The sequence below is a fragment of the Enterobacter sp. CPE_E890 genome (genome assembly GCF_046521475.1).
Lineage (GTDB): Bacteria > Pseudomonadota > Gammaproteobacteria > Enterobacterales > Enterobacteriaceae > Enterobacter > Enterobacter adelaidei.
This window is the reverse complement of record NZ_JBKFZW010000001.1, coordinates 369034-387991: the sequence shown is the minus strand read 5'-3', so window position 1 is coordinate 387991 and position 18958 is coordinate 369034. Positions and strand designations below refer to the sequence as shown.

The following is an 18958-nucleotide window of genomic DNA, read 5'->3' as shown; positions in this document are numbered from 1 at the left end:
CCTCCCCGGTCACTCTGGCCGGGGAATTTAAAACATCACCCACGCCACCAGCGGCGCAATCAGCACCATCACCACGCCTGAGAGCATCATCACCAGGCTCGCCACCACGCCCTCCTGCTGACCCAACTCATAGGAACGTGCCGTGCCCGCACCGTGCGACGCCGCGCCAAAGCCCGCGCCTTTCGCCATCCCTTCCCGAATAGACAGCCGCAGAAACAGCATATCGCCCACCGCCATGCCGAAGACGCCAGTGACAACAACAAACAGCGCCACCAGATCCGGCTGTCCGCCAAGCGGTTTGGCCGCGGCCAGCGCAAATGGTGTCGTCACCGAACGTACCGCCAGGCTGCGCTGAATTTCATCGGGCAGCGTAAACAGCCGCGCCAGCCAGACCGAGCTACAGACCGCCACCACCGTGGCGGTGATCACGCCTGCACTGAGTGACATCCAGTGGCGTTTGATAATCGCCAGGTTGTCATACACCGGGACGGCAAAGGCGATAGTCGCCGGCCCCAGCAGCCACAGTAGCCAGTGGGATTCGCCAATGTAGTTCTGCCAGGAGATATGACCGAAGACCAGCATCAACACCAGCAGGATCGGCGTGAAAACCAGCGGCATCAGCGGCAGGGCGTGAAAACGGCGATACAGCCGCTTGTTAGCAAAGTAGATCACCAGCGTCGCAATCAGGCACAAGACGCTTATCTGAAAGTTAGTCATGTTTGTGCCTGCTGATTTCAAAGCGATACACTTTATCCACCACCCAGGCGGTCGTCCCCAGCACCATCAGCGTACTCAGTGCGATAACCGCAAAGATGCGCCAGCCATCCACCATCAGCAGTTGCGCATAGTTCACCACCGCCACCACGGCAGGGACAAAGAACAGCAGCATCTCCGCCAGCAGCCAGCGCGCGCCGGCCCGTACCCAATTGAGGGGAATGACGCGACAAAGGATGAGCGTAAGCATCAGCATCATCCCCACCAGGTTGGCTGGCAACGGCAGATGCAACCAGCCGACAAGATATTCGGCAAAAACAAACAGTCCCGCGTAGAGCAGTACCTGAACCGGTACCTGGAGTCGTTGCACAACGGCAGGCGTAACACGGCTTAACGCCACGGCCATGGGGGTTTCCTCAAAAATGAGACGAGGCGCCAGTATAGTGAGCGCACGGTATGGACAGAAATGAATTAAAATCATCAAAGGTATAGTTTCGAGGAATAATCATGGACATAAGAACGCTGCGCTATTTTGTCGAAGTGGTTCGTCAGCAAAGTTTTACCCGCGCAGCGGAGAAGTTGTTTGTTACCCAGCCCACCATCAGCAAGATGCTGAAAAACCTCGAAGATGAACTGAACTGCACTTTGCTGATCCGCGACGGGCGCAAGCTGTTATTGACCGATACCGGGCGCGTCGTCTTTGAGCGTGGGCTGGCAATCCTGGCGGAGTTCCGCCAGCTGGAAGCGGAGCTGGACGATATCAATCATCTGACGAAAGGTGTGCTTCGTCTCGGCATTCCGCCGATGGTAGGGATGATGATGGCCGGGCCGATTAGCCTTTTTCGTCAGCGCTATCCCGGCGTAGAGCTAAAGATTTCAGAGTTTGGCGGGTTAACCGTCCAGCAGGCGGTTATCAACGGCGAGCTGGACGTGGCGATGACCGCCCTCCCCGTTGAGGAAGAGAGTGGCCTGGCGACACTGCCACTCTTCAGCCATCCACTGTGCGTACTGGTTCCCCGCTCCGGCGACTGGCTGAAGAGAGACTCGGTGAAACCCGAGCTTCTCGGCGAACATCCGCTGCTGATTTACAACGAAGACTTTGCGCTCAGCCGCCAGTTGATGACGTTATTTAATCAACACAACGTGAAGCCGCGCATTGCGGTTCGCAGCGGTCAGTGGGATTTCCTGGCCGCGATGGTGCAGGCAGGCGTGGGGATTGCCATCCTGCCACAACCGATTTGCGAGCGTCTGGATAAAAATACGCTGCGCTGGATCCCGCTGGAGAGCAACCTGCACTGGCAGCTGGGGATGATCTGGCGCGAAGGGGTGTATTTGTCGCACAGCGCCCAGGCGTGGCTGGAGTGCTGTGAGGGGTTTTGGATCCCCTCACCCTAACCCTCTCCCACAGGGAGAGGGAACCGATCGAGCACGTAGGCCCGGTAAGCGTAGCGCCACCGGGCAAAAGCGCGTTACTGATTCTCTATCAACAGCGCTTCCAGCAGATCCAGATCGTGCAGCAGCTTTTGCAGCGTTTCGTTACTGATCTGGCGCGTGGCGCGCAGGTGATACAGTTCGGCACGCTCTGAACGCAGCGCCGCCAGACGGAACCGGCGTTCGAGGTTCTCCTCCTGCAGTGAACTTTCCACATCGTTACGCCCATCGGCACGGCGACGCAGGTTACCAATCACGCGGGAACTGACTTCCGTCAGCAGCTGATTGTCGATGTTCTCTTCCGCATCGGCGGCCAGACGTTCTTCCATTTTCTGGATTGCCACAATCGCCACTTCGGCAGTCGCCGCACGGGCAATGCGCTCTTCCTTGTGCTGCTGGGTCGAATCACCGGCGTCAATGTGCTGCAGCAAAATAGGCAACATCACCACGCCAACAAACAGCGAGAACAGAATCACACCTGCCGCCAGGAACACCAGCTCATAGCGCGCCGGGAAGACATCGCCCGTCGGTAGCAACAATGGAATAGAGAGCACACCGGCGAGGGTAATCGCCCCGCGTACCCCTGCGAAGGAGGCAATCAGCAGTTCACGTGTGGTCCACGAGCCGAACTCCATCGGTTTTTTCGTCAGGAAACGCACGCTGAACTTTTTCATCGTCCACAGCCAACCGAAACGCACCAGCATCAGCGCCAGGTAGATCAGCACGATATCGGTAAACAGCATCCAGACTTCAACGTTAGGATCGGCCTCGGCCGCCACCAGCGAGGACTCCATAATGCCAGGCAATTGCAGGCCCAGGAGCAGGAACACCATGCCGTTAAAGACAAATTCCAGCATTGCCCAGGTGCTGTTCGCACGCAGACGCATAGCCAACGGTGCGCGACGCATCACGCCGGAACGGGTGATGGTCATGCCTGCCGCCACCGCCGCCAGAATGCCTGACACGCCGATATGTTCGGCAATCAGATAAGAGGCAAAAGGCAGAAGGAACAGCAGCACGATTTGCGTTGCGGGCTCATCGCCGCCCCAACGGCTGAGGAATCGCAGCGAACGTCCGTACAGCCAGCTCACCACGAAGCCTGCGAGAATACCGCCAATCGCCACCTTGAAGAATTCCAGCGTCGCACCGCCGACGGTAAAGACCATCGTGCCCATCGCAACCGCCACCGCAAACTTCAGGGCGACCAGGCCGGAGGCGTCATTCATCAGCGCCTCACCCTGTAGAATGCCCATAATTTTCTTCGGAATTCGGCCCTCACCCACAATGCCAGAAAGTGCCACAGCATCGGTTGGTGACAGGACGGCGGCCAGCGCAAAAGCGGGAATTAACGGGATACCCGGCACCGCCCAGTAAATCAGAAAACCAATCCCAACCACGGTGACCACCACCAGCGCCAGCGCCAGACCGAAAATCTCTCGCCCGTGCTCAAGGAATTCGCGCGTGGGGGTTTTCCACCCATCTGCAAACAGCAGTGGTGGGATAAACAGCACGAGGAACAGTTCGGGATCGAACTCCACGTGCAGGCCAAACGTCGGCCACGCCAGCAGCGCGCCGATGGCAATTTGCATTAATGGAAGGGGGACCTGAAAGGGCAGTACGCGTGTAACTACCCCAGATAGCGAGACCACAAGGGTCATGATGAGTATTGTGAAGAAGATTTCCATGCGTTCCCTGTTTGCTGTGTTGCTTATGTACTCCGGAAGGCGTCGTGCCTTTTATTCTATCTTCCCCAGAGTAACGCAAAAGGCAACAGGATGAGTCCTGAAAATAAAAACGGGCGGCCTGAGCCACCCGTTTTCGCATCAAAGGACAACTTAGATTGCCCAACCGCCCGCGTAGAACGCCACCAGCGCAACGGCGATCACCACCGTGCCGATGTTCAGTTTGCGCCACTCGCCAGAGACCAGACGACCAATCACCAGCGATGCAAAACCGATCATAATGCCGGTCACGATGTTACAGGTCAGTACGATAAATACCGCAGTGATGAGGCCTGACATCGCATCCACAAAGTCAGCAAAGTCGATTTTTGCCACGTTGCTCAGCATCAGCAGACCAACGTACATCAGCGCTGGTGCGGTCGCATACGCCGGAACCAGATAGGAGAGCGGAGAAAGGAACAGGATCAGCAGGAACAGCACGCCGACGGTGATCGCCGTCAGGCCGGTTTTACCGCCTGCCGCCGTACCCGCTGCGGACTCGATGTATACTGCAGCCGGCGCTGCACCCACCAGACCAGAGAAGACGCTGCTCAGGGAGTCCGTGGTCAGCGCTTTGCCGCCATCAATAATCTGACCGTCTTTATCCAGCAGGTTCGCTTGTCCCGCTACCGCACGGATAGTTCCGGTTGCATCAAACACGGCAGTCATCACCAGCGCCAGCACGCTTGGCAGGATCACCGGGTTCAGCGCGCCGACGATATCCAGGCTACCAATCAGGGAGTTGCCTTTGTCATCGCTCAGCGACGGCATGGCGAAAATCCCGGAGAAGTGGACGTTAGGATCGAAAATCAGGCCGACAATAGAAACCCCGATAATGGTCAGCAGAATACCGCCCGGGACTTTCAGTTTTTCCAGACCGATAATCACCGCCAGGCCAATCAAAGACATAATCACCGGGAAGCTCGCGAAGTGGCCGAGCGCAACCGGCAGACCGTCCAGCGGATTCTTGATGACCAGACCGACGCCGTTGGCGGCAATCAGCAGCAGGAACAGGCCGATACCGATACCCGTACCGTGCGCTACGCCGTGCGGCAGGTTGCGCAAAATCCAGCTACGGATGCCGGTCGCTGAAATAACGGTAAACAGCACACCCATCAGGAACACGGCACCCAACGCAACCGGTACGCTGATGTGTTGACCCAGCACCAGACTGAATGCGGTAAACGCCGTCAGAGAGATAGCGCAACCAATTGCCAGCGGCAGGTTCGCCCACAGGCCCATCACGATGGAGCCCACACCGGCCACAAGGCAGGTAGCAACAAAGACAGCTGCAGGCGGGAAGCCCGCTTTGCCCAGCATGCCCGGCACAACAATGACGGAGTAAACCATCGCCAGGAACGTTGTCAGACCGGCAACGACTTCCTGGCGCACGGTGCTGCCGCGAGCCGAAATTTTAAACATGGCGTCAAGTGAACCGCCAGTACGCGCAGATGGCGTAGACATAGAAAACATCCCCTGAGAGTTTTTTAGAAAGTCCGTAAGCGTGGTGGAGACGCCACTGCCAGCTAAACGTCAAATCCTTGAGTTGCGTTGGTGACGAAAGGGCGTCACATAAAAAGCAAACGTTTAGCTCCGCGCTTACAAACGGGTGGTCAAATTAAGGCAAACGATTATCTAGCCTAATCACCGCCCTTTTCAACTGAACTTTGTCGTTTTTCGCTAAAATTCACTTATGACGCTGAAGAAATAAACAGAGGATGCGCAAACGTTATCGTTTATGCGCAATTTGTTTACATTTCAATCGTCCCCCGGGATAGATAACGGCCCACCTTGTTCCAGCGTTCTTTTCCACCCGGGGCTGTTCTCAACCTTTTTCTTCCATGCCTGAATATGCGGCAGATTATTGATGCCACCGCGCGCCAGCAGGGCAAAAATCGGGAAACTCATCTGGATGTCGGCCATGCTGAGCGAATCCCCGGCAAACCAGCTGTTTTTAGCAAGATGCGACTCAATAAAGCGCGCATGGGTTTCCAGCTGGCGGTTAAGATAGGCTTTTTGCACTCCCTGTCCCAGCGCTTTGCCCAGCGTTCGGATACCAAACGGCACAGGGGGTTTACCGAGGCTGTTAAACACCAGCCTCATGAGTAACAGCGGCATCAGCGACCCTTCGGCATAATGCAGCCAGAAGCGGTATTGCACCTTATGAGCGGGATCCAAGGGTTTCAACCGAGAGCCGGGATCGTACGTTTCCTGCAAATACTCCAGAATGGCGCCTGACTCCGCCAGAATCAGGCCATTATCTTCGACGACCGGCGATTTGCCCAACGGGTGCACTTTTTTGAGGGACTCAGGAGCCAGCATGTTCTTTTCGCGCTGGTAGTGAATGATCTCATAAGGCAGGGCGAGTTCTTCCAGCGCCCAGATCACACGATGTGAGCGCGACTGGTTAAGGTGATGTACCGTAAGCATGGTTGTCTCCTGTTATTCATACTTTTTAACTATAGAAAATCGAACAACACCGCGAAAAAAATTCGGCTAAAAAACAACCGACGTGGCTGGCGAAATGACGGGGCTTGCATAGAATTAAAGTGTCAGCACAATCCGGAACCTCCCCAACCAGCTCGACATGAGGGGTGCTGATGTCGGGGGAAACCCTCCCGTGAACCAGCGGGATAGAGAGAAAGACAAAGACCGGGAAAAACTAAAGCGCCCTTATGTGGCGCTTTAGTTCTTTATTAATCCTCTTCCAGCAACCGCGCCCCCGTTCCCTGTTCACCCAGCCTGTCGCCCGGGTTACGCAACGGACAATCGCTCCGGGACAAACAGCCGCAACCAATGCAGCCATCCAGCTCGTCACGCAGCGCGACCAGCGTATGGATACGCCTGTCCAGCTCTTCACGCCACTGGGACGAAAGCTCCTTCCACTCTTTCGGGCTCAGCGTGTGACCTTCCGGCAGCACGCCAAATGCCTCGCCAATAGTGGCCAGGGGAATTCCGATTCTCTGCGCAATTTTGATAATCGCCACATAGCGAAGCACATCGCGGGTATAGCGGCGCTGGTTTCCACCGTTACGGATACTCTTGATTAACCCTTTGCTTTCATAGAAGTGGAGCGCGGATACTGCAACGCCGCTTCGCTTTGCCACTTCACCTGGAGTTAACAGCGCTTTAATTCGCGGCAATCTCTTTTCCATAAAACCTCTTTACCTCAAGTTAACTTGAGGAATTATACTCCCCCGCAGAGAAAACGACGAATCAACCAGGAAAGTTGTATCTACAGAGGGGCACCGTATGTCACATCAGCAGATTATTCAGACACTTATTGAATGGATTGATGAACATATCGACCAACCGTTGAACATTGATGTGGTCGCTAAAAAGTCGGGCTATTCGAAATGGTATTTACAGAGGATGTTCCGGACGGTTATGCATCAGACGTTGGGTGAGTACATTCGTCAGCGCAGACTGCTGCTGGCAGCCCAGGCGCTACGCTCAACGCAGCGGCCCATTTTTGATATCGCGATGGATCTTGGTTATGTGTCGCAACAAACCTTTTCCCGCGTGTTCCGTCGCGAATTTGACCGCACGCCGAGCGATTATCGCCACCAGTTGAATTAATCACTATCAATGCAAAGGTTGCTGCTGCCAGGTCATAAACTCCTGGGGCGGCATCGCTTTCGCGAAGTGCCATCCCTGACAGAACTGAACACCGCGCTTCAACAACCAACCGACCTGCTCTGCCGTCTCTACCCCTTCCGCAATGGTTTTCAGGCGCAGGCTTTGTGCCATCTCAATAATATGCTCGGCGATCAAGTGACTGGTGCTGTTGGTCGTCAAGGTGTCGATAAAGGATTTGTCGATTTTGAGGATATCAACGTTCAGCGAATAGAGGTTATGCAGGTTAGAGTAACCCGTCCCGAAATCATCAATTGCGACTTCATAACCTGCCTGACGGAAAGCCTGAATCACCGGTGTGGTTTTTGGCACATCAATAAACCCGCGTTCCGTCACCTCAATCTTGATTTGCTGGGCACGCACGTCATAGTGGCGGGCCTTGTCAGAAATCATGGCGATCAGCCGCGAGGAGTGGAAATCCGTGGCCGACAGGTTAATCGAGATATAGAGGTGCGGATGTGCGGCCAGGAAATGGCCCAGATCGCTGAACACCTCCTCAACAACATAATCCGTTATCCGCTCGCTCATTCCCTCTTTTTCAGCCAGCGGAATAAACTCTGCCGGGCTCATCACCTGTCCGTTAAAACCAGGCCAGCGTAACAACGCCTCAGCCCCCACACACTGATTGTTCTTGATATCAATGATCGGCTGATAGTGCAGGCAAAGCTGGCGTTTGTTCAGCGCCCGTTGCAGCAAGCGCCCAGGGGAATTGAGTTCACGATGGGTACGCGACCATACCAGCAAAATAATAATGCTGCAGATCATCCCTAGTGGCAGCGTCAATGTCGCCTGATGATAAAGCGTTTCATAAAAGCGTTTATTCGATGTTGACACAATAGCCGCAATCGGTCTTTTTGGCGATTTTACGACGGTATAAAAACGGTTATCTTTTTGAAATACCGATTCCTTATCCCGAATCATCGAATTTAATAAAGAAACATTGGCTTTTTGGCTAACGGAAAAGAATGCATTGGTTATCGTGTCGTACACTCCCCATGAAAGGGAATGATCGTTTGACATCACTTCGCTGTACGAAAGCGGATTGACCACCACCACATAATTCCCACGCTGCATATATGTCATTTTATAGCCAGTATAAAATGGGGTATCGCGATAATAATAGATAGCGACATCCGGTTTACGCGTGTAATTGGCGACGGAAATTGAGTAGGGGTGTTCCGGTGTAAAAACGGTCGAACAAAGAAAATTCTGACCTTCGGCATAAATTAAATCGGCGACAAACAGACGGCCACGAACAACGTTCAGCATATATTGACGATGTCCCGGCGTACAAAGTTCGCCCTGGTATTTTACCGCCTCGTCCCGGGCCAGTTCAACCTGTTGAATAACCAGTTCTGTTTTGTCTAAAGCCAGTTCTGCAAAGGTACGTAGCTGAGCACTTGTTTCCGATACGGCTCTTAGCTGGGCAAACCATAGCGCAAGCATCACCGGTAGCATAACTACCATGATGATCCCTACCACCCTGAGCATCTTGCGCCGCGCGCTACGATTCATTTCCCGCCCTATATCCCTGCATGTTGTACGCCTGTAGTAATGAAGGCCGGATGCTTTGCTAAACAGGTGATTACGTTGCATGAATCATGCGAAGTTAGCAACTGACTTTTAGTATTAAAAATCTTAAATTTCGTTATGACGATAATATTTTCCCGTAAGCTAAACTGTAAGTATTCGTTCCGTTTCAATTAAGGAAAATATTTACCCATCCCGTAAGGGATGGTGCGAAGATAACACAACAGAGGATCGTTGATTAAGCCAAACTTTGGACAGCATGAAAAAAGCACAACTTCTTAATGAAATTTCATGCTATTTTTTCGGGTGTATTTTGTTCGCTGATTTATAAATAGCCAGCTGCCACTACCGTTTTTCCCCGTCCCGTACGCTTGGCGTCATATAATGCTTTATCCGCTCGTGTCAGCAATGCCGATGTATCGAACTGATCCCCGCACACCTCCACGACTCCTGCACTAAACGACAGCTCCAGTTTTTTCTCTCCAACCCTCAGCGGTTTGGTTTTCAGCGTGGTATGCAGCCTGGCGGACAGTTGCGCCGCGTCATGACAATGAGTTTGCGCCAGCAGAAGCAAAAACTCCTCCCCTCCCACGCGCCCTAATGCAGAATCTGAAGGGGCTAACTCACGGATACAATCACAAAAGTGAAGAAGCGCCGCATCGCCCACCTGGTGTCCCCACTCATCATTGATTTGTTTGAAAAAATCCAGGTCAAACATCAGAACAGAAAAATGGCTGTTAGGCTCCCGCCTGGCATTTGCGGATTGCGCGAGTTCCAGCTGCTGCAAAATCGCCGAACGGTTAAAACAGCCGGTGAGATCGTCAATAGTGGCTTTCACTTCCAGCTGCTGTTCTGCTTTCTTCCGCTCGGTAATGTCGAGCCCAATATTCAGGATAGAGTTGTCTGGCAACAGAATGTTTGACCACAATACGGTCAACTTCGTACCGTCTTTACGTAGCGGATGCCACTCATACATGTCCTTGAGTGGAGAGACATTTACCGACTCTCTTACCCGACGCCGCTCTTCAGGGTCTGGATAAAACAGCGAGAGTGGATCGGCATGAGCCCCGATCTCCGCCATCGTCCAGCCAAATACTTTTTCGCACTCGGCATTCCACAATACGCAGCGGTTAAATTTGTCGAAAGAGTTCATTAAAACCGGCGCCCGTTCAAACAGAGTCTTATATTGTGTCACGACACGCTGCATTTCCTGTGCAGTTTTCTCGCGGGCAATAATTTCCTCAAAATAGTCTTTTAATTTTTCGACCAGCACCACGACGATATTTTTCAGGATCGGCAGAGAATACAATTTCTCATCGAATGCTAAAAAGAAATATCCCCTGCAATGCCAGTCATGGGTTGAAAGTTTGCATAACACCCCGCTTTGCAATTGCGTATAGCCAGGGTGCTGCGGAGGAAATAAGGCGCGGCCAATATTCTCTTTCCAGTAGATCACCCGCCATGATCGGTGATGCCGCTGGAGCAGGGTACCTGCCAGAAAATCGGCGGCTTCAAAAGAGTGGCAGGCCACCTCACCTGCGCAGACGACACGGTGCAGCCCGTCATTATCATTAACGCTTACCCAGGCCAGGCTCGCCCCCAGCGAGCGATTGATCGTCTCCAGCATTTCTGCCAGTGAACACTGAGTGTGAAGCTGGGGCATCAACTTAGCCAGCGCATGCAAAGCCTGCATGCTGTCATTAACAATCTCACATCGTTTTTTTTTCATCTTTTTGCCGATTATCACGCGATAAACCGGACGCAACTGTCTTCAGGTTCAAAAACCGGTCAGCCAGAGCTGGAGGCTGAAAATCAGCACAACGAAATGAAACGACTGTTGTGTGTAATTAAAAACGGACAAAGAAATAAAAATAATAATAAAATTCAAAAACCTGAAAGGTTAGCTGCGAGTAAATTAATATGTCCACTCAAGCATAATCTATAGGTTTATTGCTGTAAACGTTGTACAACAGGCGCCGTCTTGCAGAGGTTTTGCTATCTCGATGAATTCATTATGAAGAGTAGGGGAAAAGGGTTTCTTAGCCAGCAAAGATATATTTTCTATCTGATACCTATCCATTTCATACAGCTATGAATCCTTCAATTTTCATCATCCTGACACTGGCGAATAAATCATCAAATGTGATATAGTTCACATATCTTATGTAATTAAAAACACTGTTTCATTCAGTGAGTCTGTTTTGTAGAGGATGGGTTTTATGGCAACCATTACTACCAGCATGGTTCTCTTACGCTGGCCGTTGTTGAGTGCGGTATTGATGTTTTTAGCCAGTACGCTGAACATTCAGTTTCGTAAGTCTGATTACGCTGGCCTTGCTATCATCAGCACCCTGCTTGGGCTGGGTGCTGCCTGCTGGTTTGCAACGGGCCTGCTTGGCATCACCCTGCTGGATATCGCTGCCGTCTGGGAAAATATTAAAGTGGTGATGGTTGAAGCGATGAGCCACACGCCACCAGACTGGCCGATGGTGATTACCTGATCCCTTACGGAATAAAAAACCCAGACTATTGTCTGGGTTTTTTGTTTGGATATCAGGGGATCAGAACGGAATATCGTCGTCGAAATCCATTGGTGGCTCGTTAGACGGCGCAGGAGCAGACTGCTGCTGCGGGCGAGACTGTGCGCCACCGCTAAACTGGTTGCCACCCTGCGGCTGCTGAGGCTGACCCCAACCGCCCTGCTGCTGGCCGCCACCTGCTGGTGCGCCACCGCCCTGACGGCCACCCAGCATCTGCATGGTGCCGCCAACGTTTACCACAACTTCAGTAGTGTATTTCTCAGCGCCGGACTGATCGGTCCATTTGCGGGTACGCAGCTGGCCTTCGATATACACCTGAGAACCTTTACGCAGATATTCACCGGCCACTTCTGCCAGTTTGCCAAACAGCACAACGCGGTGCCATTCAGTCTGCTCTTTCATCTCACCGGTCGCTTTATCACGCCAGGATTCGGAAGTAGCCAGCGTAATGTTGGCAACTGCGCCACCACTCGGCATGTAGCGTACTTCCGGGTCCTGGCCCAGATTACCGACGAGAATCACCTTGTTTACGCCTCTGCTGGCCATGTTCGTGTCTCCTGAATACGTTTCTTAATAGTGTAAACGCGCGAGTGTACCATTTCCAGACGCCACTTTGATAGTTGCGTAGCATCTTCCAGAGTTCGCACGCGAACTGAGTATTGTTACACAGCGAACCAGAAAATGCATTCCAATACTGTATATTCAAACAGGTTAAATTGTGTCATAATTAGCCGTTTCTGACAGCCGTTTGTCCTTCAAACAAACCAGGCAATCCGTGTTCCAACCGGGAAAGGTGAATGGATAAGATCGAAGTTCGGGGCGCCCGCACCCACAATCTCAAGAATATCAACCTCATAATCCCTCGCGACAAGCTGATTGTCGTGACCGGGCTTTCGGGGTCTGGCAAATCCTCACTGGCTTTCGACACTTTATATGCCGAAGGACAGCGTCGTTACGTTGAATCACTCTCTGCGTACGCGCGTCAGTTCCTGTCGCTGATGGAAAAACCGGATGTCGACCACATTGAAGGGTTGTCTCCTGCTATCTCTATTGAGCAGAAGTCCACCTCGCACAACCCGCGTTCAACGGTCGGTACCATTACCGAAATTCACGACTACCTGCGTCTGCTGTATGCCCGTGTGGGTGAGCCGCGCTGCCCGGACCACGACGTCCCGCTGGCGGCCCAGACCGTGAGCCAGATGGTGGATAACGTGCTGTCGCAGCCGGAAGGCAAACGCCTGATGCTGCTGGCCCCCATCATTAAAGAGCGTAAAGGCGAACACACCAAAACGCTGGAAAACCTCGCAAGCCAGGGTTATATCCGCGCTCGTATCGACGGCGAAGTGTGTGATCTGTCAGACCCCCCCAAGCTGGAGCTGCAGAAAAAGCACACCATCGAAGTGGTGATTGACCGCTTCAAAGTACGTGACGATCTCGCGACGCGTCTGGCGGAATCCTTTGAAACGGCGCTGGAACTCTCCGGCGGCACGGCCGTGGTCTCCGACATGGACGATCCGAAAGCAGAAGAGCTGCTCTTCTCCGCTAACTTTGCCTGCCCGATTTGCGGCTACAGCATGCGCGAGCTGGAACCGCGCCTGTTCTCCTTCAACAACCCGGCGGGTGCATGCCCGACGTGTGACGGCCTGGGCGTTCAGCAGTATTTCGACCCGGATCGTGTGATCCAGAACCCGGAACTGTCCCTGGCAGGCGGGGCCATTCGCGGCTGGGACAAGCGTAACTTCTACTACTTCCAGATGCTGAAATCGCTGGCAGAGCACTATAAGTTCGATGTTGAAGCCCCGTGGGCCAGCCTGAGCCCAAGTGTGCACAAAGTGATCCTGTTCGGTTCCGGCAAAGAGAACATCGAGTTCAAGTACATGAACGATCGCGGTGATACCTCTGTGCGTCGCCACCCGTTTGAAGGTGTGCTGCACAACATGGAGCGCCGCTACAAAGAGACCGAATCCAGCGCGGTACGCGAAGAACTGGCGAAATTCATCAGCAACCGCTCGTGCGCCACCTGTGACGGCACGCGTCTGCGTCGCGAAGCGCGCCACGTCTTTGTCGAAAATACGGCGTTGCCGACGATCTCAGACATGAGCATCGGCCACGCGATGGACTTCTTCAACAACCTGAAACTCTCCGGACAGCGCGCGAAAATCGCCGAGAAAGTGCTGAAAGAGATCGGCGATCGTTTGAAATTCCTGGTGAACGTCGGCCTGAACTACCTGACGCTTTCACGCTCCGCTGAAACGCTCTCCGGCGGTGAAGCCCAGCGTATCCGTCTTGCCAGCCAGATCGGCGCAGGTTTAGTCGGCGTGATGTACGTCCTGGATGAGCCGTCTATCGGCCTTCACCAGCGTGATAACGAACGCCTGCTCGGCACGCTGATCCACCTGCGTAACCTCGGTAACACGGTAATTGTGGTTGAGCACGACGAAGACGCGATCCGCGCCGCTGACCACGTTATCGACATCGGCCCGGGCGCAGGCGTGCATGGCGGCCAGGTGGTCGCGGAAGGGACGCTGAAAGATATCATGGCGGTGCCTGAATCGCTGACCGGCCAGTACATGAGCGGCAAGCGCAAGATCGACGTGCCGAAACAGCGCGTGGCAGCAAACCCGGAAAAAGTCCTGAAGCTGACCGGTGCACGCGGCAACAACCTGAAAGACGTCACCCTGACGCTGCCTGTCGGGCTGTTTACCTGTATTACTGGCGTGTCCGGTTCCGGCAAATCAACGCTTATCAACGATACGCTATTCCCGATTGCACAGACGGCACTGAACGGCGCAACGCTTGCCGAGCCAGCACCGTACCGCGATATTCAGGGCCTGGAGCATTTCGACAAGGTTATCGACATCGACCAGAGCCCGATTGGCCGTACCCCACGTTCTAACCCGGCGACCTATACTGGCGTCTTTACGCCTGTACGTGAACTCTTTGCTGGCGTACCGGAATCTCGTTCACGCGGCTATACACCAGGACGTTTCAGCTTCAACGTGCGTGGTGGGCGCTGTGAAGCGTGCCAGGGCGACGGAGTGATCAAAGTTGAGATGCACTTCCTGCCGGATATCTACGTGCCGTGCGACCAGTGCAAAGGCAAACGCTATAACCGCGAAACGCTGGAAATTAAGTACAAAGGCAAGACTATCCATGAAGTGCTGGATATGACCATTGAAGAAGCACGCGAGTTCTTCGATGCCGTCCCGGCGCTGGCGCGTAAGCTGCAAACGTTAATGGATGTGGGGCTGACCTATATCCGTCTCGGACAGTCAGCAACGACGCTCTCGGGTGGTGAAGCGCAGCGCGTGAAGCTGGCGCGTGAGCTGTCGAAACGCGGCACCGGTCAGACGCTCTACATTCTGGATGAGCCAACCACCGGCCTGCACTTTGCCGATATCCAGCAGTTGCTGGACGTTCTGCATCAGCTCAGAGACCAGGGCAACACCATTGTGGTCATTGAACACAACCTGGACGTGATTAAAACCGCGGACTGGATTGTCGATCTTGGCCCGGAAGGCGGTAGCGGCGGCGGTGAAATCCTCGTCTCCGGTACGCCAGAGACCGTTGCAGAGTGCGAAGCCTCGCACACCGCACGCTTCCTTAAACCGTTGCTGTAATTGTCACACGGAGAGCTGCTGTCGGGTCGTTTCCGGCAGCAGTTCAACCGCCTGCTTGTACGATGCATCCACCAGATAGTAAATTTGCGAGCCCGGCAGAGAACCATCGAGGTAGACAGTGCTCCAGTGAGCCTTGTTGAGATGCTGGCTCGGTCGGACGTCATGGTGCTGCTGGCGTAATAAATCAGCCAGTTCCGGGCTGGTTTTCAGTGCAGCCGCCGGACGGCCTTCAACCTCTTTCACCATCGCAAACAGCACGTCAGCCACTTTGATCTGCGTGGCTTTCCAGTCGCTGTGGACGCTTTGTTCCGCGCCGGGCTTACTCATGCAGTACTGGAGTATCTCCGAAATTGTCATCTTAGCTCCCCTCTAAATGGGTTGGACACGGCCTGAGTTCCTGCCTCTTTAAGTGTGCAGCAAGACGACAAAAGGTAAACCCGGCAGGCGTGATTTGTACAAAAAACCAGCATACCTCAGTATTCAGAATTAACAATCACCTCTTCACCAAATTTCCCGGCCATAGGCAGTGGTCGATAGGTCGAATTAGAGGCGCGTAAAACCCTGATCCCTCTTGCCCCTACATCATGCGCAGCGGTGATATCGTTATCAGAATCGCCATAAAACACTTTGATATTTTTCTGCTCCAGCCACTGCGTTTTGCTGTTCTGACCGGGTTTATCTCCCGCAAAAATGACCGGATTCATGTTAGCGGCAGGGATCAGAAAATCATCCTGCAAGGTTTTAGATACTGTTTCGGTTTTGGTCTGGCTGCGTCCGGTAACAAAGTAAATGCTGTCGCCGCGCTTAACATGCATGGCAATAAGCGATCGGGCGACCTCTTTCGGGATACTGAACTCATCCCAGCCGTTGTTCATTTTTTCCCAGAACTCCGGGTTTTTCAGATAGTCTTCGCTGTCCGGTGAATATGTTTTCTTACCGCGCCAGAAACCAGGGCTTGAGAACAGGACGGTATCGTCAATATCGAAGCCCACGGCCATTGGCGGACGCCCCATCAGACTATTTTCGATTTGTGCCACAGAGACCCAGTGAACAGGCGCCTGCTCGGCAAGGATGGCGGCGGTGGTTCCGGTGTAAAGCGGCGTCGGTGCGGAAGCTCGCGCAACGACTGCGCTATTAAGCGAGAACAATAAGCAGGCGGCGCTGAGCGCCAGTGTGATCTTGCGCATGTTTTCCCCTGAATATTCAGTTTGTTATCGTTTTATTTTGAGCGAATGGTCAAAAAACTATCCGACCATAACCCCAGCGGGAAGCGAAGGAAAGGAGTTTTTGCTTATGGATCAGCGAAAAAGAAGAAAGATCACATTCTCTCTTCTGAAAGAACAGAGAATGTGATCACTTACTTACATTACAGCGGCAAAGGCCTGCGCCACGCGCTGAACATTGCTGGCATTCAGCCCCGCCACGCACATACGGCCGCTGGCAATCAGATAGACGCCGAACTCTTCGCGCAGACGATCGACCTGAGCGGCACTCAGGCCGGTATAGCTGAACATCCCGCGCTGCTTGAGCAGATAGTCGAAGTTATGGCCCGGCACGGCCTCTTTCAGGACGTTAACCAGCTCCTGACGCATCGCCAGAATGCGCGTACGCATTGATTCCACTTCAGCAAGCCAGGATGCTTTCAGTTGCGCATCACCAAGAACCGTGGCGACGACCTGCGCACCAAAGTTTGGCGGGCTGGAGTAAATGCGGCGCACCGTCGCCTTCAGCTGACCCAGCACGCGGCTGGCGGCTTCGGCATCTTCACACACCACGGACAGACCGCCGACGCGTTCGCCGTACAGAGAGAAGATTTTAGAGAAAGAGTTACTCACCAGCGCCGGCAGACCTGCGCTGGCAACGGCGCGAATGGCGTAAGCATCTTCTTCCATGCCTGCGCCAAAGCCCTGATAGGCAATGTCGAGGAACGGGATCAGATTACGCGCTTTCAGTACCTCAATTACTGCATCCCACTGGTCATTAGTGAGGTCCGCGCCGGTCGGGTTATGGCAACATGGATGCAGCAGCACAATACTGCGCTCCGGCAAGGTGTGCAGTTTTTCCAGTAATGCCTCTACACGCACACCGTTGGTTTCGCTGTCGAACCATGGATAAGTCGCGACCTTAAAACCTGCGCCTTCAAAGATAGCCACGTGGTTTTCCCACGTAGGATCACTGACCCACACCCCGGAATCCGGGAAGTATTTTTTCAGGAAGTCTGCGCCGACTTTTAGCGCACCCGATCCGCCAAGCGTCTGGATGGTGGCGACACGTTTTTGCGCGAGCACCGGATGATTGGCACCAAACAGCAGCGGCGCGATAGTGTTACGGTAAGTATTTAACCCTTCCATCGGCAGATAAAGCGATGCGCCATGTGGTACAGCGTTAAGGCGTGCTTCAGCTTCGGCAACGGCTTTTAATTGAGGAATAATGCCATCCTCGTTGTAATACAGACCGATGCTGAGGTTCACTTTGTCGCTGCGAGGATCTTCTTTGAAACGCTCCATTAAGGAGAGAATGGGGTCGCCGGCATAGGCGTCAACTTTCTGAAACACGCGATGATTCTCCGGAATTCGATGAGGCAGGGATTTCAACAATAAACCGGATATGGCAGAAGATCGAGGGGATGTTAATAAACGTGGAGTGAGAGTAACACTCTCACTCCAGCTATAAGTTAATCTATGTACTTCATCGCCACCCGCGACGTCAGGCGTGTAATAAGTTCGTAAGCACTCACTTTCGTGATTTCAGCAATGCGTTCAACGGGCAAGCCTTCACCCCACATCACCACTGCGTCACCCGCTTTCTCCTGCGCTTCCGGCCCCAGATCGACGCAAATCATGTCCATCGCCACGCGACCAACAATCTTCACTTCACGGCCATTGACCAACACTGGCGTACCCGACGGTGCGGCACGTGGATAGCCGTCACCATAACCCATCGCCACAACGCCCAACCGGGTATCACGCTCGCTGATCCAGGTTCCACCGTAGCCTACGGGTTCACCCGCTTTGTGCTCACGCACGGCAATCAGGTTAGACACCAATGACATCACCGGCTGGAAGCCAAAATCCGGTCCCCAGGGTTTGTTCTCCAGCGGCGATACGCCGTAAAGAATAATGCCCGGACGCGCCCAGTCGAAGTGGGATTGTGGCCACAGCAAAATACCGCCAGACGCGGCAATAGAGCGCATTCCCGGCTTACCTTCGCAGAAGGTATTAAAGATATCGAGCTGTTGTTCGGTCGCACCACATTCAGGCTCGTCGGCACGAGCAAAGTGACTGACGATGTTCACTGGCTGGCGCACATTTTTGCACTGGCATAAACGCTGATAAAACGCTTGTGCGTTTTCCGGACGGACGCCCAGTCGGTGCATGCCCGTATCGAGCTTCATCCACACGGTTACCGGCTCGCTTAACTCGGCGGTTTCCAGCGCAGCCAGCTGTTCTTCGTTGTGAACGGCGGTGTGCAGGTGCTGATCGGCAATAGTAGGCAAATCAGTGGCTTCGAAAAAGCCTTCCAGCAGCAAAATGGGTTGTGTGATCCCACCCGCACGCAGTCGGATGGCTTCTTCAAGACGGGCGACGCCAAAGGCGTCGGCATCGGGGAGCGTTCGCGCGGTCTCAAGAAGACCGTGTCCGTAAGCGTTCGCTTTCACGACTGCAACGAGCTTACTGGCGGGAGCCAGTTCACGCAGACGTTGCAGGTTGTGTCGCAGAGCGCGGCGGTTAATGACTACTGTTGCCGCTTGCATTTGAATTCCTTA

17 protein-coding genes are annotated in these 18958 nt (G+C 53.7%); 4 read left to right on the top strand and 13 right to left on the bottom strand.

The window, feature by feature from the left end; genetic code table 11:
* Positions 1-27: 27 nt before the first annotated feature.
* Entirely contained in the window at positions 28-717 is a 690-nt protein-coding gene (locus tag ACLHV9_RS01850; RefSeq protein WP_014830302.1) for an LrgB family protein, read from the bottom strand.
* A complete protein-coding gene (locus ACLHV9_RS01845; RefSeq protein ID WP_028017920.1) occupies positions 710-1120 on the bottom strand; it encodes a CidA/LrgA family protein in 411 nt (136 codons plus the stop codon). Before ACLHV9_RS01845 ends, ACLHV9_RS01850 begins: the two co-directional genes overlap by 8 nt.
* Positions 1121-1221: 101 nt before the next feature.
* Between ACLHV9_RS01845 and ACLHV9_RS01840 the strand changes: the two genes are divergently transcribed.
* Positions 1222-2109 carry a LysR family transcriptional regulator gene (locus ACLHV9_RS01840; RefSeq protein ID WP_028017921.1) on the top strand — a complete coding sequence of 296 codons (888 nt, stop codon included), beginning with the start codon at positions 1222-1224 and terminating at the stop codon, positions 2107-2109.
* A gap of 74 nt (positions 2110-2183) precedes the next feature.
* On the opposite strand, the gene ACLHV9_RS01835 is transcribed toward ACLHV9_RS01840, so the two are convergent.
* The 4 genes from ACLHV9_RS01835 to soxR form a co-directional block, all read right to left on the bottom strand.
* Entirely contained in the window at positions 2184-3830 is a 1647-nt protein-coding gene (locus ACLHV9_RS01835) for a Na+/H+ antiporter (protein WP_028017922.1), read from the bottom strand.
* A gap of 150 nt (positions 3831-3980) precedes the next feature.
* Entirely contained in the window at positions 3981-5330 is a 1350-nt protein-coding gene (gene ghxP / locus ACLHV9_RS01830; RefSeq protein ID WP_028017923.1) for a guanine/hypoxanthine transporter GhxP, read from the bottom strand.
* Between the two features lie 294 nt (positions 5331-5624).
* Positions 5625-6296, bottom strand: a complete 672-nt coding sequence (locus ACLHV9_RS01825; protein ID WP_108089408.1) for a glutathione S-transferase family protein — start codon at positions 6294-6296, stop codon at positions 5625-5627.
* Positions 6297-6562: 266 nt separating this feature from the next.
* Positions 6563-7021, bottom strand: a complete 459-nt coding sequence (gene soxR / locus ACLHV9_RS01820; protein ID WP_023331806.1) for a redox-sensitive transcriptional activator SoxR — start codon at positions 7019-7021, stop codon at positions 6563-6565.
* A gap of 97 nt (positions 7022-7118) precedes the next feature.
* On the opposite strand from soxR, the gene soxS reads away from it, so the two are divergent.
* Positions 7119-7445: a superoxide response transcriptional regulator SoxS gene (soxS, locus tag ACLHV9_RS01815; protein ID WP_013095071.1), complete on the top strand. Its 327-nt coding sequence runs from the start codon at positions 7119-7121 to the stop codon at positions 7443-7445.
* A 6-nt stretch (positions 7446-7451) separates the two neighbouring features.
* On the opposite strand, the gene ACLHV9_RS01810 is transcribed toward soxS, so the two are convergent.
* Together ACLHV9_RS01810 and ACLHV9_RS01805 are read right to left on the bottom strand one after the other, a co-directional pair.
* The gene (locus tag ACLHV9_RS01810; RefSeq protein ID WP_028017925.1) at positions 7452-9017 is read right to left on the bottom strand and encodes an EAL domain-containing protein; all 1566 of its coding nucleotides are present in this window, start codon (positions 9015-9017) and stop codon (positions 7452-7454) included.
* A 340-nt stretch (positions 9018-9357) separates the two neighbouring features.
* Complete coding sequence (locus ACLHV9_RS01805; RefSeq protein ID WP_108089415.1) at positions 9358-10761, bottom strand: sensor domain-containing diguanylate cyclase; 1404 nt, start codon at positions 10759-10761, stop codon at positions 9358-9360.
* A 490-nt stretch (positions 10762-11251) separates the two neighbouring features.
* Here ACLHV9_RS01805 and ACLHV9_RS01800 point away from each other — a divergent pair, with 490 nt between their 5' ends.
* On the top strand, positions 11252-11533 hold the full coding sequence (locus tag ACLHV9_RS01800; protein ID WP_028017927.1) for a YjcB family protein: 282 nt from the start codon (positions 11252-11254) through the stop codon (positions 11531-11533).
* A 60-nt stretch (positions 11534-11593) separates the two neighbouring features.
* Here the strand turns inward: ACLHV9_RS01800 and ssb1 are convergent, their stop codons facing one another.
* Positions 11594-12118, bottom strand: coding sequence for a single-stranded DNA-binding protein SSB1 (gene ssb1, locus ACLHV9_RS01795; RefSeq protein WP_008503384.1), 525 nt, complete (start codon positions 12116-12118; stop codon positions 11594-11596).
* A gap of 251 nt (positions 12119-12369) precedes the next feature.
* Here ssb1 and uvrA point away from each other — a divergent pair, with 251 nt between their 5' ends.
* On the top strand, positions 12370-15192 hold the full coding sequence (gene uvrA / locus ACLHV9_RS01790; protein WP_028017928.1) for an excinuclease ABC subunit UvrA: 2823 nt from the start codon (positions 12370-12372) through the stop codon (positions 15190-15192).
* A gap of 3 nt (positions 15193-15195) precedes the next feature.
* On the opposite strand, the gene ACLHV9_RS01785 is transcribed toward uvrA, so the two are convergent.
* The 4 genes from ACLHV9_RS01785 to alr all read right to left on the bottom strand — a co-directional run bounded on the left by ACLHV9_RS01785 (position 15196) and on the right by alr (position 18946).
* Entirely contained in the window at positions 15196-15549 is a 354-nt protein-coding gene (locus ACLHV9_RS01785) for an MmcQ/YjbR family DNA-binding protein (protein WP_049007732.1), read from the bottom strand.
* Positions 15550-15665: 116 nt separating this feature from the next.
* Positions 15666-16379: an acid phosphatase AphA gene (gene aphA, locus ACLHV9_RS01780; RefSeq protein WP_028017930.1), complete on the bottom strand. Its 714-nt coding sequence runs from the start codon at positions 16377-16379 to the stop codon at positions 15666-15668.
* Between the two features lie 174 nt (positions 16380-16553).
* A complete protein-coding gene (gene tyrB, locus ACLHV9_RS01775) occupies positions 16554-17747 on the bottom strand; it encodes an aromatic amino acid transaminase (RefSeq protein ID WP_028017931.1) in 1194 nt (397 codons plus the stop codon).
* A 119-nt stretch (positions 17748-17866) separates the two neighbouring features.
* On the bottom strand, positions 17867-18946 hold the full coding sequence (gene alr, locus ACLHV9_RS01770) for an alanine racemase (RefSeq protein ID WP_028017932.1): 1080 nt from the start codon (positions 18944-18946) through the stop codon (positions 17867-17869).
* Positions 18947-18958 lie beyond the last annotated feature (12 nt).

Excerpts from the sequence above, each read along its gene's own strand:
- ACLHV9_RS01850 (WP_014830302.1), bottom strand. The coding sequence starts at position 717 with ATGACTAACTTTCAGATAAGCGTCTTGTGCCTGATTGCGACGCTGGTG.
- ACLHV9_RS01845 (WP_028017920.1), bottom strand. The coding sequence starts at position 1,120 with ATGGCCGTGGCGTTAAGCCGTGTTACGCCTGCCGTTGTGCAACGACTC.
- ACLHV9_RS01835 (WP_028017922.1), bottom strand. The coding sequence starts at position 3,830 with ATGGAAATCTTCTTCACAATACTCATCATGACCCTTGTGGTCTCGCTA.
- ACLHV9_RS01810 (WP_028017925.1), bottom strand. The coding sequence starts at position 9,017 with ATGAATCGTAGCGCGCGGCGCAAGATGCTCAGGGTGGTAGGGATCATC.
- alr (WP_028017932.1), bottom strand. The coding sequence starts at position 18,946 with ATGCAAGCGGCAACAGTAGTCATTAACCGCCGCGCTCTGCGACACAAC.
- ACLHV9_RS01785 (WP_049007732.1), bottom strand. The coding sequence starts at position 15,549 with ATGACAATTTCGGAGATACTCCAGTACTGCATGAGTAAGCCCGGCGCG.
- ghxP (WP_028017923.1), bottom strand. The coding sequence starts at position 5,330 with ATGTCTACGCCATCTGCGCGTACTGGCGGTTCACTTGACGCCATGTTT.
- ACLHV9_RS01800 (WP_028017927.1), top strand. The coding sequence starts at position 11,252 with ATGGCAACCATTACTACCAGCATGGTTCTCTTACGCTGGCCGTTGTTG.
- soxR (WP_023331806.1), bottom strand. The coding sequence starts at position 7,021 with ATGGAAAAGAGATTGCCGCGAATTAAAGCGCTGTTAACTCCAGGTGAA.
- ACLHV9_RS01840 (WP_028017921.1), top strand. The coding sequence starts at position 1,222 with ATGGACATAAGAACGCTGCGCTATTTTGTCGAAGTGGTTCGTCAGCAA.
- aphA (WP_028017930.1), bottom strand. The coding sequence starts at position 16,379 with ATGCGCAAGATCACACTGGCGCTCAGCGCCGCCTGCTTATTGTTCTCG.
- uvrA (WP_028017928.1), top strand. The coding sequence starts at position 12,370 with ATGGATAAGATCGAAGTTCGGGGCGCCCGCACCCACAATCTCAAGAAT.
- soxS (WP_013095071.1), top strand. The coding sequence starts at position 7,119 with ATGTCACATCAGCAGATTATTCAGACACTTATTGAATGGATTGATGAA.
- ssb1 (WP_008503384.1), bottom strand. The coding sequence starts at position 12,118 with ATGGCCAGCAGAGGCGTAAACAAGGTGATTCTCGTCGGTAATCTGGGC.
- ACLHV9_RS01805 (WP_108089415.1), bottom strand. The coding sequence starts at position 10,761 with ATGAAAAAAAAACGATGTGAGATTGTTAATGACAGCATGCAGGCTTTG.
- ACLHV9_RS01825 (WP_108089408.1), bottom strand. The coding sequence starts at position 6,296 with ATGCTTACGGTACATCACCTTAACCAGTCGCGCTCACATCGTGTGATC.